Below are 16,825 nucleotides of genomic sequence, written 5' to 3'. Positions count from 1 at the left end.
AATTATGCGAAAGACAGTGGAATATCCAGCATTATTCTATGTACCGGGATGAAGCGAACTGATGCCCATGCTTTCTATGAGCATAATGGCTATGAAAAAGATTCATACTGCTTTGATAAGATTATTAAAGTTGACTAATGGATAACCATTTATATTAAGCTAACGGGCAGGATAATGGTGCAAATACATGGAATATAATGGCTAAACAGAGACGGAGATGGAGTGTTTTTTTGAAATTAAGATATATTGAAACAGAGGATTGTGGAGCAATATTAGAAGTAGCCTCAGATTGGTGGGGCAGCAATTATTCAAGTGATATGTTTTCGAAATGGTTTATCAATCATTTCCGGGAAACTTGTCTGTTAGCAGAAGAAAACGGAAAGATGATTGGATTTATTATGGGATTTCTATCACAAACCAAACCAGATGAGGCTTATATCCGAATCGTAATGGTTGACCCTGCGTGGCGTGGAAAAGGTGTTGGGCGTGCACTTTACGAGAAGTTTTTTAAAAATACCGAAGTATTAGGTAGAAATACGATTCGATGTGTAACTGCGCCGAGAAAGAAGGATTCTATTACATTTCATGCTCGACTAGGATTCAGCATAGAACCTCAAGAGCAAGAAATTGATGGTATTCCTACGTGTCTGAATTATGATGGTCGCGGTGGAAACAGGGTGGTATTCAAGAAGTTGCTTCATAATTAGATAATCGTTGATTGATTAACCTAACTGGGAACGTTAGTTGAACGATATAAGGAGGAGTTTGCCGCGGCAGTTGCTCCTTGTTTTTAATAAGCTAACGGGCAGTTTCGCGTAACAGTAGTCTTGATTGAATACTTACTTTATATAGTTATAATTAAAGTGAAGTTTAATCCAAAGGAGAATAAGTTTATGAGCTATGATATTCATATTACGAGAGCAAATCATTGGACAGAGAGTACGGAAAGCCCCATTTCACTTGATGAGTTAAAGACTCTATTTGCGGGTAAAAATGATTTTGAGTATTCAAATATATTTTCAAAATCTGGTCCAATCCAAATTTCAATAAGCGGTGATTTTTTTATTTGGGAAGCTGATGATGCATTGGTTCCTTTTCGTTATTCCAATGGTAACCTTACAGTCTCAGGAGCCGATGAAGGCGATGTGATTGATAAGATGAAGGAAATTGCGAGTGAACTTAATGCAAAAGTACAAGGGGATGAAGGAGAATTATACTAAGATTGTCCTGATTTTAGCTTAAGCTATCGGGAAACGATAGCTCAGTGCGCCACGAGGCGCTGTAAATAGAAGCTTCTTCTACGAAGCGAAGGGTTACCTCAGACCCTGACAGGCAGGTTGGCATGCGTCGGATTCGAGCAAATCCGGGTGTGAAGCCCATCTAACAATGTACCTGTGAGGAAAATCCATATTTCCAAGAAGCAGGGCTAGCCTCAATGACCTGCCATGGTTAGCGAAAGCAAAGTCATGTACGAAGCGCGGTCACATGTAACACTCTAAAGCAATGGAACTTCGTGAGATTCAAGGGGCGTATGAGAGTGCTCATTATTTAACAATACTGTACTATTCCACTAGTAAAAAGGACAAGGCACAAGAACGTATGATTAAAGTATTTCAGGAATCAAAATTAGAGTCACAAAAGAAATTTGCAAAAGACCTAGCCAATCGTTTAGGAATACACGTATAACTATTCAGTTTAAATGAAAGAGCAATTTCATTGATTGGAGGAAGTATGAAGACATTCAAAGACTTGATTACCGATACAGATTTTGCACAGGTATGGGAAAAGTTTAGCATCCATTATCCAAATAAAATGGATAGACTTGAAAAGTTTAGTTCTCTATATGAAAAATTGAGATATGCTTTACCTGTTCACAACACAACTAACATGTACATATACATAATTGTATTTCAGGAGAGTACTGATGGGGAATCAATCTGTATCAAGGAATTTAATGAAGATGATGTATCAATCTGTTTTGATGTTAGTGGTAAGGATGACGAGTGGACTGGTTACTCTATTGCATCAAGTAAATTTCATAAGTGGCTAGGGTATTACATTGACGAAAATTCTTTAAATACAATGACCAACGAAAGTTTTATTGCTCATTGTCTTTGGGAAATGACATTTTATTATGGATTTGATGACACAGAAGTTAAATAAAACATGGATTTCATCTTACTGGGTGGGGAATGAATTTTTATGGATTCGTTACTGCAAATCAAAATTGAAAATCTTACTTGCGAAGTATCATGTTCTCTATTTAATTATTGGAGAATAGTAGACTCTATCAGCAATCTGTCTGTGACCTTTGAGGGTGGTAAAATATATGGTGTTGTAGGAAATCTAGGTGCTGGTGGATGGGGTTTGTCTTACATATTGGCAGGTAAAGAACTGATGGATGATGCTAATCAAAATTCTATACAAGTAAATGGTTATAAAGCCAGTGCTGATATGCTTCATAGTATATCTTGTTACATTGGAGAAGGAGTTTCGGAACACCCTCATAAGCCAATGAGAAGTTATCCAAACAAATTGACAAGGAAAGTTTTAGGGATAAAAACAGTAGCAGAACAAATAGAGGAAGGAATTGCGAAAAGCAAAAATGATTATAGTTTACTTGAGATTGCAAAAATGTTTGAACTTTCAGGGATGTATGAAAATAATGAAAAGCAAGGTAGGATTCACAGACCATTAGAGTTTCAAAGCGGTGAAGTATGGAGGGCATCAATGGCAATTGGTTTTGCATATGGTAAAAGGCTATTTACTGTACCATGGATGCAAACCAAAGATTGGACGGAGTATATAATTGGCGAATACAACAAAAAGTATATTGAAATATTAAGGAATCATAATGCAATTGTAATACTTCCTGTACTCAACGAAAGTAATTTAGGTAACATTGCTGACGAAATCATTCTTTTGTAATATTTAATGATAAATCCGGCAATCGAAGAGGGTTTGACATATGTTTTTTCAATAAACCCAAGCAAGCACGATCCGACACCTGTCCAATGACACAAATGTACCTACATAACTTTTTCTGCAAAGCTTGAGAAATCAGGCTTTTTTATTTTTATGTAGGCATATTTGTGTCATCTAAAAATGCACAAATGTGCCTACATTGTCGTCTAGTGACACAAATCAGCCTACATTGTAGCGAAGTAGGCTGATTATCGATAAAATCCAAATTTAAGGATTTCGGAAACGTACCAGAATGAGTTTGAATTCGTCTTAATATTTCTGATTGTATTGCTATACAAAATCATACATTTTTTTCATATTCCCATATTCTGAATAGCAATAAATGCCTTCCTTAATACTATGTCCATCCTGCGAGAACAATGACCATACACATCGTTCTCGCAGGATGGACATACACATCGTTTGCAATAAAAATTCCGTCGTAGGAATGCGGTATGCTGAATGCGCTTACATCGATGCTTTGTATTCAAGGTCGAATGATCTTGATAATATTTGTCATTTATCTTGGTGTAAGACTCTAAGGACATATAACTTCTTGCTACTTAGCTTTCGAAGCTCAACAGGTTTAGCTATCAATAATCTCGATTTATGTGAACTTGTACTCATAAGTTGATATTCAAAAAGCTCCAGTTGAGATTAAATAGCTTTATGATGATTATTTCCAGTAATTAGAGTTTTATATTTGAATTTTGTGGTAAAATTGTATGTGGAACCTTCAGACGTAAGGGAACAGTGGGGAAACTTATTGTCAGAAAAACATATGGATAAGTAAAAGCATATTAGTATATTTTTATTTGATTGTAAAAGAAATGATTTGATAGTGTTTGATTCAGAATATATCCATAAACCTAATACATTACAAAAGGTAAAGGCATTGATGGCAACATGCATTGGATAATAAATGCAGTGAAATGATTGGAACACTTCTTCATCTATTGAAGCAATAATCCTGATTCAAGTCCAAGGCCTGATTGGATAAATATTAATGTAATGGTGGTTGGGGACATGTCCGTTGAAATAGTTGGACCTCTAGGATACGAATATCAATATCATGTTTCATTAATGATTGCTCTTGAATTTCTAGAAAAAGAAAATATACAAATCTATATTGAAGATTCCAATGGAGAAGATTCGAGATTTGAATTTATCGAAAATGATGAACATTTTACTATTGATTTACAAGTAAAAATGAGAGGTCAACAAGTTGATATCTCAGAATTTTGCAAATGGATAAGTCATTTTGAAAAAAGAAGCTGGACGAAGAGCTTATTAACTAAATTACTGAACGAGAAAAATAGATTCGCGTTGTTTGTAACTAATTCTAGATGTATGGATGATGTGAGTATGTATGTTGACTTAAAAGAAGTCCATTGTTCATTAAATATAAGCTTAAACGAAGATATGCTTAATTTAATTAAAACATCAGTGATAAATTGTTTTCCTCAAACAAAAAAATTGATGGTGAAACGAAGAAATTACCTAGATGATTTCCTTTCTAAAGTAACTAATAATGAACTAAGAACCACATTAAAAAAAAATAAAATATGGGATTTGCAAGATCGGGAACTGGTATATGAAAAAATCTCACGAATTCTAAATAAAAAATTTTATGTTCCACAGAGTGAAACAGAGAGTGTTACTAGGGAATTGCTAGACATTATTAGAGATGCTAGGGGAGAAAATAGATCAATAAGTTCTGTATTGATTGATTTATTAGCTAGATTTAACGGGAAAAGAGTATTCGATTATGATAGACGATTGGTTCATAGAGAAGAAAAAGAAGTTTGTGTCCAGACATTAGAGAATAATCACGTTTTACTACTTACAGGTATCTCACTTTGTGGCAAGACCTATTTAGCAAGGGAGATTGCTCAGGTTTACCAAGATAGGGGATTTAAGATTCATATTACTAGCGAGCTTTTTGGTGATAGTGGAGCATTATCTTTTTTTAGACATATTAGTCATGAAGATAGATTGTTAATTTTGGAAGACCCCTATGGCCAAATTATAACAAATGAAAGGAGTATTGAATTAGTTTCAGCTGTGAATAAAATTATTCAGGACAGTGACATACATAGAAAGGTCATTATAACATCTAGGAACGATATCTTACTTGATTCAATGCGTAAGAGTTCTCTATTTGAATGTAAGATAGGTAAACATTGTTGGTTTGACCTGACAGTACATAATTCAAATCTTTCTGAAATATTATGGGGAAGTTACTTTGGAAAGACTGTTGAGTCAATAGGTATTTTAAATAAAATTACATTATGGTTAAGAAAAAATGAAAGGATTAATAATCTACAACCGGGTCAAATTGTTCATCTATTTAATACAGAAAGCAACTTAATGCTGCTCTATAAAATGGATGAAACGTCAATTATTGATTTGGCGAGAATAGACTCAGACCAGTTAGCTCAAAAGATTACTAGCAGAGGCTCCAACTGTAAAAGAGTGTTTACGGTGCTGGGTTTGGGTTGTAATACATACAGATCTTTAAAAATTGAGGATCTAGCATTTATCTTAAGTGAAAGTATTGAACTGCCGAGAATTGATAGTTCGAGAAAAAAGATGCTTTCTTTTGACTACTTCATCGAAGAAGAAAGTTCATCTGACATTCTGGAAGAAGAGATTTCAACATCACAATATCCTAGCTATAATGAATCGATAAAGATAGACGAAGAGTATCAAAAAGAATTAAGATATTTATTGGGTCATGGATATATAAAAATAGACCAGCTAAATCGGCAAGTAATATTTACACACCCAATTTATCATCATGCTAGTACAATCTTATTTCAACATAGTATAAATGATATTTTTGAAAAAGAAGATATCTTAAGAATTGCTACTCGAAGTTTATCCGCACTCTCAAAAGGAGCGAATATTTGCACTTTAATGATGTTAGAACGGTGTTACTTGGAAAGCAGAGACCAAGAAATTAAAAGATTAATGTTACTTAGTTTATATTCAATTTATCCATCAGTCAAAGATAGATTGATCATGTTTTTTGATAGTAGAATAAGTGAACTGAATGATGTGGAACAATCAGAACTTGTTAAATCTATTAAGCTTCGAGAGTCAATTCATAATGAGGGGATACTCTGGCATAATGGAGAACCCTACTTTAATATAAATAGAAACAATAAATTTTCATTATCAAGATATTTTCCACAACGTAGTAAAGAACCTGAGAAAATAGTTGAAACATTTATAATTGGTGAACAACTAACCTCTGAACAAATGTGGCATGCAATTAATTTTAAAAAAAGTCAAACCAATAAGCAATTTTATTTTGAAATAATAAAGGAAGCATTAACGTATGATGAGAGTTTTATAAGAGAAGAAGCAATATATCATTTATTTAAAAACTACGCTTATGATTTCCAGGATATTAATATATATTTAGATGTACAGGAACATCCGAATTATGTATTCAAGTTGTTTAAAGGCGCCTTGAGTAGTTGGGTTAAATACCAGCCTTCCATGAAAAATGAAATCCTAGAATATTTTAAAGGCTCATTAGATGTTATGTCAGTTGCTGTTCGTTCATTGCGGTTCTTAGAGAATTTTGAAGATAATCACTATAAGGAAGGGTTAGTTTGGACCGATTTAGACTCTGAAGAAATAGAAGAACTCTGGTCAGTATGGTATGAAGTGTTCATTGAACTTTTAAATAAGTTTCCTTCCAAATTTATTAATATGGATGAACCACATATGGTAAATGTAACGAAAGCATCATTAAAATATGTTTCGGATACAACAAAAGTAGTTGCTCTTGCTAGTGCTTGGGTTAAATGGTTAGATAAATATTCTGCTCATCATTATGCGGACGATTCTGGAATGAGTGTTGTTCAGTTCCTTATGGATGGAACCGAAGACCAATCTGAGTTAAGAAAAGATGTTTTCGATCAATTGTTATCTGCTAATAAAACAAGCTTTATAACAACAAATATTAAAAATTTTATTAATGACTGGGAATATCTATCAATTTATGAGAGAAGACGCATTGTTACATTACTTAACTCAGATAGGGAAGACTTACAATGGTTACGTGCAGTAGCCTTCAATCGAAATAACGTGCCACATGAAATAGAAATAAGTATTTTCGGGCAAGTATTATTTGAACAAGAAATCAGTGTTATTGTAGATACTCTAGTTCAGAAGCATTTATTAGAGCAATGTTTAAACGTGCATTGTGGCCATCCTCAGCCATTATGGTGGAATGGTTATCATCACAATAACTACCAACTCTGGGACCAAGTAATACTTGAAGTATTAAGAAGAGATTGTCTTGATAGATCATTCGAGATTTCACTTAGGGAATTTATCGAAAGGCTTTATAATCATGATAAACAAAGGTTTCCCAATAGTATAGGAATTTATGAAGAACTATTGAATGAAAGTACAGAAAAGAGAAGACTCATATTTAATAGACTATTACATACAACAATATCCCAAAACCAGGCAAACAAGAAGTTATGGGATCTTCTAATCGAGAACTGTTCAAAAGATGAGTTGGAAATTTATTTTTCAAAGATCGTCGAAGTTATCGAAGGTGTTCAGTATCATCATACGAATTACGATGATTTGTATAATTTATTTGATAGCTCAATTATTGAACAAGAAATCTATCATAGGTTGGAAAACGATAAGAAGCTTCTTCAGATTTGTTACATTTTCTATGAGTTTATTGAAGTGAAAAATCGAATAAAAATAGAAGGTGATGAAGCGGACCGTAAAATATCGGAAGGATTTAGTGCTTTAATACAAACAGCATTTGAGACAAATCCGCCTAGACTATCGTTAACTAACAGAATTGTGCTTGATATGATGAAAAAGCTTGGAACTGTAAATGAAGAAGTAGAACGGCTGATTGAAGCAAATAGAATTAGGCTTTTGGATGTAGGATCAAAAATAAATGATGAATTTGATGATCATTATGAACTTGATAACTGGATCGAATAAATATTAGCGGGGCATAAAAAGGTAGAAACGAAGCACACGATTTGCTTCGTTTTTTGTTTTTTTATATGAGGTTATTAACATGTGTCTGCTGAGCTGCGCGTTGTACAAAAAACAAAAAACAACAAAAAATTATTTATCTTGTTGTTTTTTGTTTTTTGTTTTTTCTCAATGTTGTTATTCTCAATGTAGGCAAAGATTTGATTTGTTTTGTGGACATATGTCGGACGACACAAACATTGTCCTATAAATAATCAGGGTTAATCAGAAGTTTTTGCTTAATAGGATCAAGTTTGTGTCGTAAACTCGCGACACAAACTTGATCCTATTATCGATATTCGACACAAACAATGTCCGATTACCGCGAAACTAACTTAGGTGGTGTCCAATGATCATGGCTTTGCAAAGTCTTTCATGACTTTGTGAGCCTCTTTTATTTCTAATATTTACTGTTCACATAAAATAATGTATTTTCTTAATGCTTAGATCAAATTAAGGACTGGTATAAAGAATTACATGCTACTCGCGTATATGCTTAAATAAATAATTGGAATAATAATGTGGAGGACGTAGCCCTAGCAAAGGTGAAGGAGCGTTTTTTATGTTGAACGAACAATAGAGTTAGAAAAAAGTTGACAATTTAATCGCAAAAGGTAATATATACCTTCTGTAGACGGAAAAATAATCTGGGAGGTATGTGATTTCAAGAAGAACTGGCAATTGCGAACAAGGTTGCGTGGGAAACGAAAGCGTATCAGGCTTGGGTTCAAAAGTATGGAACACCTGATGAACTTGCGAGCGAGCTGAGGCTGGAACACAAGCATCATCTTCGGTATTGGATAAAGTATATTGGTGATCCAACAGGCAAGAGAGTTATTAATCTCCTTGGCTCGAACGGTCGAAAAGCAATTTCCCTAGCATTGCTTGGTGCTGATGTTACCGTAGTGGACATATCTGAAGAAAATCGGTTGTACGCAATTCAGACTGCCGATGCCGTTGGTGTTGAACTCAACTATATCTGTTCTGACGTCTTGAATATCCCGAACGAAGAGACATTAGGCGAATTTGACATCGTATTGATGGAATTTGGTATTTTGCATTACTTTACAGACCTCAACTCTATTTTTTCAGTGGTTCGTCGCAGATTAAGGAAAAATGGTCGGCTTATCTTGAATGATTTTCATCCTTTCGCACGTGCATGGATGAACACAAATAACTTAAAACAACCAACTGGGAATTACTTTGATGGTATTGTTAGTGAAGGAGAAGTGGCTTTTGCTAAATTACTGCCCAAAGAAGAACGCTCTGATTTGGGGAAAGTGTTAGTGCGAAGTTGGACAGTCGGTGATATTGTAACTGCAATTGGGACAGTAGGGTTATTTATACGGACATTTGAAGAAATACCAAGCCCCACAGATCCGCAGTTTCCAGAGTTTTATACTCTTTATCGCTGATAAAATTGATATTGAATTATCCCCATTACGACCTTAACTTTGGAAGCCACCATTTTTATGCTAACGCTCCAGCGAACACTGTTATCTCATTAGAAAAACGTGCTAATGTCAGAAGAAAATAAAAGTATTTTCTTAGTGCTTAGGTTAAGATAAGTCCCCTGTTTAAAGCACTACATGCTACCCGCGTACATTCTTTAATTAGTAATTGGAAGTGGAATAAAGAGGAGGACGTAGCCCAAACGAAGGCGCGGGGGCGTACTTTTTATTAAACTAAAGGGCAGGATAGTTCCAATATGTGGTATTATCATAGATAGTAGCATGATTAGGTAGGATTACGAGAATTAGGTTAGGAGAATTATCATGGAATGTACTTGGTATGGTATTGAAGAAATTGCAGCAGATGAAATAAAGTATGTTGTGATGATAACCGAGTATCAAAATCATTTAGTCATTATTCGGAATAAGAAACGACAGCTTTGGGAGTTGCCTGGAGGTAAGAGGGAGAATGATGAAGCCCTTATTCATGCTGCAAGTAGAGAATTGTATGAAGAAACAGGTGCTGTGAACTTTGAGTTAACACCATATGGGGTTTATTTGTTGAATGAAAGTTACGGAATGGTCTTTTTCGCAAACGTATCAATATTTGATGATTTACCTAATTATGAAATTGATGAGATTAAATTATTGGATAGGTTGCCAGACAACTTGTTATATGGAGGTGTTTATTATGACATGTATTCACGGTGGCAGCAGCAGGATGCCCGAAGTCTGAGGAGCTATGCCATCGACTATAAGAAATTGACGTTAAACAAACGGTAACGATAGTTCAGCAACAAGCAACATTGCCGCTGAGACTTGTTGCTACGTTAACGGTCAGGAGAATGCAATAATATTGTGGAATAATGTGGTGGTTATGAAATTAAAAAGCTGGAAGTACGAGGGTGGAAGATTGCTTAATTTGTAAACGAATTAGAATGATAAAAGAAAGAACAAACAAATATTTTGTGGCAGAACTAGACACAGGTTATGTTGTTATAGGTGATCATCAATACTTTGAAGGATACACTTTGTTTCTATGTAAGGAACACGTAAATGAGCTGCACTAACTGGATCAAACATATAAAGAGAAGTTCCTTGTCGAAATGAGTAAGGTATCGGAAGCTGATTTTAAAGCATTTAATCTAATTAAATTGAATTACGAGCTTCTTGGTAATGGCGATTCACATATGCATTGGCATCTCTTTCCGAGAAGATTATCGGAACCCAATCCCAGACACCCAGTATGGTGGACACCAAGAGAAACTATGTATTCGGAAAGTTTTAAACCAAGTGAAGAAAAATTGGAACAGTTGAAAAATATGTTGTTTTGCGAGCTCAATAAACTTAATTAAGCTCATTACACTAATGGGTAACGATAGCTGAATGACAAAAAAAGCAGGCTAAGAATGTATTGTTCCAGCCTTGATCCGATTTTTTTGTCATTCAATTTCCAAGGTATGATTTAGGGGCAAGATTGCCCGGCAGGTGGGCTGTTTTGGTGGGTGGCCATTGAGCTAACGGGCAGGATAGTGTAATTCTATAAAAAGGAAACCTATGCGTATTATCGACGTATAAACCTAAAAACAAGTGAATGAGGAAGATATTTGAAGATAGAAGTCTACTGTAACGAGAGTAGTGGGGGATTGAATCAAGAGATGAATGAGTTACCTGTATGAAGGAGAGGTCAAATGATAAAAAGTCGATGGAAAATAGGAGCTGTGCTATCTTTATGTCTGCTGCTAACTTCTTGCGACCACAACAATGCACCGGCAGTGACGCAAAACACGGCAGTGGCGCCGAATACATCTGAGGTGATAATGCCAAGCGCTGTTCCGATAACCGTGCCAACAGCAGCAATAGACTCGCCTTCAAACGAGGCTTCGATCACCTACGAAGTAACCCGGAAAGCTGCAAAGGAGAAGGCAGATTTCCTCACGACAGTTTACGGCACGAACAGCGTGCAGTACGCCATTATCGATCATGGCAACATCGTCGTATCCGGCCAATCCGGCAAGAATGACGAGAAGGGACAGAAGCCGCTCACGAAAGACACGATGTACGGGATCGGCTCGACGAGTAAAATGTTTACCGCGGTTGCCATCATGCAGTTGGTCGACCGAGGGAAAATCGATCTGGATACGTCGGTCGTCCAGTATATCCCCGAGTTTACGATGAAGGATGAACGCTACAAGCAGATTACACCGCGCATGCTGCTGAATCATTCTTCCGGTCTGAACGGATCGTCGTTTACGGACGCCTTTTTATTCGAAGATAACGATACTTACGCCCACGACACACTGCTGAAGCAACTGGCCGGACAGACCTTGAAGGCGGACCCGGGTGCTTACTCGGTTTACTGCAATGACGGATTTACGCTGGCCGAGATTCTGGTCGAGCGTGTCAGCGGTATTGACTTTACCTCTTATATCCATCGATATATTACGAAACCTCTGGGTATGGCTAATACGGAGACGCCGCTCGATTCTCCGGATTCAGCGAAGATGGCGGGACTCTATTATCCTACCTACATAGGACAACTTCCCAACCAGCCGGTTAACGTGATCGGAACGGGGGGCATCTATTCCACGGCGGAAGATTTGGCTCGATTCTCGCAAATTTTCACGGGGGGAGCGGAAGAAGTCTTGTCCGGCAAATCGGCTGCGGCCATGGCACAAGACGAGTATAAGACGACTTTGTGGCCTGACGATGCGGACAGATCGTTCGAATACGGTCTCGGCTGGGACAGCGTCAATCTGTATCCCTTCAGCGAATACGGGATGAAGGCGCTGACCAAAGGCGGGGACACGCCTCTCATTCACTCGTCGCTCGTCGTGCTTCCCGAGCAGGACATAGCGGCAGCTGTCGTCACTTCCGGCGGAAGCAGCACGTACGACCAGCTTCTGGCGAACGAAATCCTGCTTCAGGCGCTGAAGGAGAAAGGGACAATTGCCGAATTCAAGCCTGAGAAGTCGTACGGCGCTCCGGTAAAGGCTGAGATGTCGAAGTCCATGCTGCAGTATTCGGGAATCTATGGTGCGTATATTGGAACGTTTAACATCGATATTACCGAAGGCGGCGTCATGTCCGTCACTTCGGAGCAGTTACCCGGTAATCCGGCCCAGATCTACGAGTATTCGGCGGACGGCACGTTTAAGAGTGCAGATGGGAATGTGATGATCAGCTTTGTGACAAAGGAGAATGGCCGCACCTACTTATGGATTCGTCAATACGTTTCGGTGCCAGGTCTTGGGCAGACGGCTCTATCAGAGTACAACGCCGAGAAGCTCCAGCCTCAAGATCTTCCGACAAAGACAAAAAAAGCATGGATGCAGCGCGACGGCAAGAAGTATTATTTGCTGAATGAGAAGTATACGTCGATCGTTTATTTGGTGTTGCCGCCCACCCAATTGAACGTGTCGAAACAATTGCCGGGGTACGTGTTGGATAAGCGAATAACGAGCCCGAATACGGCCGTCTCCGAATTGCAAATTCCGGGAATGAACGGGCGGGATCTCTCAGGGTTAACGTTCTTTACGCAGGAAGGTGTTGAGTACCTGGATCAAGGCGGAAGAATCTTAGTGAACGAGGACGCCGTGAAGCCCATCAACTTCGCTAAGAAGTCAATCGTTACGATTCCGTCGAGCGGGTACGCCCGGTGGTATACGATAAGCGACAAAGACGGGGGCAAAACCATTAAGGTGAACATGTCCTCGAACGCCTCCTTCGCTGTTTATGATACGAAGGGAACATGCATCTACTTCAGTGTCATAGGAGGCAAGGATCAGGTCGTCCTGCCCGGGGGAGGATCCATTGTTTTCGCCGGAGATGCCGGCACGAAGTTCGAGATTTCCGCGCAGTAACGTCGCAATAGACATTTCATAACTGGCCAAGATATAGTCCTGCGTATAAGAAAGAAGAATCCTCAAGAAAAGAAGGATGAATTTCTCAACTAACGGGTAACGTTAGTTGAACGATATAAGGAGCAGTTTGCCGCAGCAGTTGCTCCTTGTTTTTATTAAGCCAACGGGCAGGATACTTTAAGAAGGTTATAGAAATAAAGGGAATTGATTTAAAACAAACAATATTGGGGATGTGAAAAATGAAACAAAATGTAGGTACCGAAGAAGCGATTAAAAGATGGGATGCCTTTGCAGATACATATTCAAAAAATCATACTGAACAAGGAGACCTTCATAAAGAGGTTTTTTTAAACCCCACTTTATTTTCACTTATGGGGGATGTGAAAAATAAAAAAGTTTTAGATGCAGGATGTGGTGAAGGTTATTTAAGCAGGATTTTATCCAAGTCTGGTTCCATTGTAACGGCAGTGGATTATTCTCCAATAATGATCGAAATAGCCAAAGGAAGAACTCCAAAAGATTTGTTAATTGATTATAGACAAGGCAATTGTGAGGAATTGAATATTTTAGAAGATGAAAGTTTCGATTTAATTGTATCAAATATGGTAATTCACGACCTTGCAAATTATGAAAAAGCATTTCAAGAAATGTATCGTTTATTAGTAGATGGAGGCAGTTTTATTTTTTCGATATTGCATCCTTGTTTTGTTACTCCAGAATGCGGATGGGAGAAAACAGAAAGCGGTGAAAAGTTGCACTGGAACGTAGATAAATATTTTCATGAAGGTGCGTATGAACAAGGTTTAGGTGATAAAGAAAAAATGTTATTCTTTCATAGAACATTAACAAGTTACATTAACACTTTAATTAAAACGGGTTTTGTATTAGAAAGCATTGAAGAACCAAAGCCCTCAATAGAAATATTAAAAAAACACCCTTCATTTGAAGAAGATTTTAGATGTGCTGACTTCATAGTTTTTAAGTTGAAAAAATAAACGGGATTAAAATATCAAATTGTTCAACTAACCGGACACGTAGTTGAGGAGCTTGCATTGCCGCAGCTCCTTTTGCGTTTATTAAGCTAACGGGCAGGATAATGGAGCAAATACATGGAATATAATGGCTAAACAGAGACGGAGAAGGAGTGTTTTTTTTTTGAAATTAAGATATATTGAAACAGAGGATTGTGGAGCAATATTAGAAGTAGCCTCAGATTGGTGGGGCAGCAATTATTCAAGTGATATGTTTTCGATATGGTTTATCAATCATTTCCGGGAAACTTGTCTGTTAGCAGAAGAAAACGGAAAGATGATTGGATTTATTATGGGATTTCTATCACAAACCAAACCAGATGAGGCTTATATCCGAATCGTAATGGTTGACCCTGCGTGGCGTGGAAAAGGTGTTGGGCGTGCACTTTACGAGAAGTTTTTTAAAAATACCGAAGTATTAGGTAGAAATACGATTCGATGTGTAACTGCGCCGAGAAAGAAGGATTCTATTACATTTCATGCTCGACTAGGATTCAGCATAGAACCTCAAGAGCAAGAAATTGATGGTATTCCTACGTGTCTGAATTATGATGGTCGGGGTGGAAACAGGGTGGTATTCAAGAAGTTGCTTCATAATTAGATAATCGTTGATTGATTAACCTAACGGATAACGATAGTGCAGAAAAAAGCGATGGAACCGATCCATCGCTTCGTTGTGATGACTGGCAGTACAGAAAGTCCCAGATTGTATTTATCTATGCTCAATGTTAATCTAAATAATAGAGATGCATACAAAGGAGCATAAACCTTATCATGTGGATTACTCAGTAAAGATTAACAATTCGAAAGGATTGCCTGTAATAGTGACTATACTATTTTATTAGGCATGCTTTTCTTTAATCTTACAGGGTATGCAGGGAAAGGTGTATCATAAACCCGTTCTGTGGATACCTGATGGTATCCGCTTTTATTTTGTGGGAAACAGCAGCTCTATTGATTCTTACCTGCTTATCATCCTAATAGTGATTAAAGGTACTTTATTATGAGATCAAAATTAGTCTTGATTGAGGGATTACCAGGATTCGGGAAAACAACAACTGCTCAACTAGTTCATGAAATTCTTATGGAAATGAACATTAAATCTCAGCTATTTTTAGAAGGAAATCTGGAACATCCTGCTGATTATGATGGAGTTGCCTGTTTTAAGAAATATGAATTCGATGAATTATTAAGTACCCATGAAAAATTTAGAGATTTGTTAAGTAATCGTATGATTAAACAAGGTAACAATTACTTCCTAGAATATCGGAAAATAAAAGATGAATACGGGTCAAGTTTTCCAGATGAATTACTGCATGTAGTTGTCAAAAATGATGTTTATGAATTGTCGCTAGATCAAAACAGGAAACTGATAACAGAAAGATGGAAGAAGTTTACTGAGAGTGTTTTGAATGGCTCAGACACCTTTGTTTTTGATTGTTGTTTTATACAAAACCCTGTAACCATGGGGATGATTAAATATGGTGCGAAGAAGGAAGACGTTATAAGTTATGTTATAGAACTGGCTTCGATTGTGGAAAAACTGAATCCATTATTGATTTACGTAGAACAAAACGATCTTGATCATTCTTTCAGGAAGGCTGCTATGGAAAGACCTAAAGAATGGTCAGAGGGATTTATTGAATATTATACAAACCAAGGATTTGGAAAAAAACAGGGTTATAATGGGTTAGAAGGAGCTCTGCAGGTTCTTAAGACAAGAAGGGAATTGGAAGAAGAAATATTTAACGGCATAAATATAGCCAAGAAAAAAGTGGACAACTCTTCGTATGATATAAACGATTATAAGCAAGTTTTAGTGGGGATTTTATCAGAATATTTTAGCTCTAACGAGAAATGAGATTCTAATGATTGCAGGCTTCAAAAGATGGAAGTCTATTAAGCTAACGGGCAGGATAGTTCCAATTTGTGCTAAAATTAAAACTTAGTGCGATGCGACAATATGTTCTTAACTAAAAAGGGAGTTGTTGTTACATATGACAAACGGTGTTCAAGATTTTTATTGTGACGAAGTATTAAGTGGTAAAACAGAAGTAGAGAAAGTCTTAGAAACTGACAATTCTTTAGCTTTTTATCATAGCCGTCCTTATTATGAAGTACATATCGTGGTGATTCCGAAGAAACACATCGCTTCGCTAATCGACGTTTCAGATGAAGATATAGCCTTACTGAACGATTTATTATCGGTAATTCAGAAAGTGTCAAAACAGATAAACGAACAACATGGTGGATGTACTGTATCAACTAATATTGGGGAATATCAAAGCAATAAACATCTTCATTGGCATGTTCATTACGGAAAAAGAATAAGAGATACTGATGGTACTTGGTGCTAGAGAACATTAAGCTAACGGGACACGATAGTTGAATAAACAACGAAAATGAAGCCGCCGGTGCTGAGCGGCAGCTTCATTCTGTTAACGGGTAGGATTTATTCATCAATTGTCGAATCCTTTGTTTGCGAATATTT

12 protein-coding genes are annotated in these 16,825 nt (G+C 37.1%); all 12 read left to right on the top strand.

What is annotated here, in order from left to right; all coding sequences use genetic code 11:
* Window positions 1-230 precede the first annotated feature (230 nt).
* The 12 genes from J2Z66_RS41875 to J2Z66_RS41820 all read left to right on the top strand — a co-directional run bounded on the left by J2Z66_RS41875 (window position 231) and on the right by J2Z66_RS41820 (window position 16,691).
* Window positions 231-707, top strand: a complete 477-nt coding sequence (locus tag J2Z66_RS41875) for a GNAT family N-acetyltransferase (protein ID WP_209979963.1) — start codon at window positions 231-233, stop codon at window positions 705-707.
* Window positions 708-893: 186 nt separating this feature from the next.
* Entirely contained in the window at window positions 894-1,220 is a 327-nt protein-coding gene (locus J2Z66_RS41870; RefSeq protein ID WP_209979961.1) for a hypothetical protein, read from the top strand.
* Window positions 1,221-1,731: 511 nt separating this feature from the next.
* A complete protein-coding gene (locus J2Z66_RS41865) occupies window positions 1,732-2,163 on the top strand; it encodes a DUF6557 family protein (RefSeq protein ID WP_209979960.1) in 432 nt (143 codons plus the stop codon).
* A gap of 39 nt (window positions 2,164-2,202) precedes the next feature.
* Window positions 2,203-2,928, top strand: a complete 726-nt coding sequence (locus tag J2Z66_RS41860) for an ATP-binding cassette domain-containing protein (RefSeq protein ID WP_209979958.1) — start codon at window positions 2,203-2,205, stop codon at window positions 2,926-2,928.
* Window positions 2,929-3,990: 1,062 nt separating this feature from the next.
* Entirely contained in the window at window positions 3,991-7,953 is a 3,963-nt protein-coding gene (locus J2Z66_RS41855; RefSeq protein WP_209979956.1) for an nSTAND3 domain-containing NTPase, read from the top strand.
* A 710-nt stretch (window positions 7,954-8,663) separates the two neighbouring features.
* On the top strand, window positions 8,664-9,404 hold the full coding sequence (locus tag J2Z66_RS41850) for a class I SAM-dependent methyltransferase (protein ID WP_209979965.1): 741 nt from the start codon (window positions 8,664-8,666) through the stop codon (window positions 9,402-9,404).
* Window positions 9,405-9,764: 360 nt separating this feature from the next.
* Complete coding sequence (locus J2Z66_RS41845) at window positions 9,765-10,223, top strand: NUDIX hydrolase (protein WP_209979954.1); 459 nt, start codon at window positions 9,765-9,767, stop codon at window positions 10,221-10,223.
* A gap of 908 nt (window positions 10,224-11,131) precedes the next feature.
* On the top strand, window positions 11,132-13,303 hold the full coding sequence (locus J2Z66_RS41840) for a serine hydrolase domain-containing protein (RefSeq protein ID WP_209979953.1): 2,172 nt from the start codon (window positions 11,132-11,134) through the stop codon (window positions 13,301-13,303).
* A gap of 239 nt (window positions 13,304-13,542) precedes the next feature.
* Window positions 13,543-14,298, top strand: a complete 756-nt coding sequence (locus J2Z66_RS41835; protein WP_209979951.1) for a class I SAM-dependent methyltransferase — start codon at window positions 13,543-13,545, stop codon at window positions 14,296-14,298.
* 160 nt (window positions 14,299-14,458) lie between these two features.
* Complete coding sequence (locus tag J2Z66_RS41830; RefSeq protein WP_209979949.1) at window positions 14,459-14,935, top strand: GNAT family N-acetyltransferase; 477 nt, start codon at window positions 14,459-14,461, stop codon at window positions 14,933-14,935.
* A 402-nt stretch (window positions 14,936-15,337) separates the two neighbouring features.
* Complete coding sequence (locus tag J2Z66_RS41825; protein ID WP_209979948.1) at window positions 15,338-16,195, top strand: P-loop NTPase family protein; 858 nt, start codon at window positions 15,338-15,340, stop codon at window positions 16,193-16,195.
* Between the two features lie 136 nt (window positions 16,196-16,331).
* Window positions 16,332-16,691, top strand: coding sequence for an HIT family protein (locus J2Z66_RS41820; protein WP_209979945.1), 360 nt, complete (start codon window positions 16,332-16,334; stop codon window positions 16,689-16,691).
* Window positions 16,692-16,825 lie beyond the last annotated feature (134 nt).

The organism is Paenibacillus eucommiae (genome assembly GCF_017874215.1).
Taxonomy (GTDB): domain Bacteria; phylum Bacillota; class Bacilli; order Paenibacillales; family NBRC-103111; genus Paenibacillus_AI; species Paenibacillus_AI eucommiae.
This window is presented reverse-complemented; position numbering and strand designations above follow the sequence as displayed.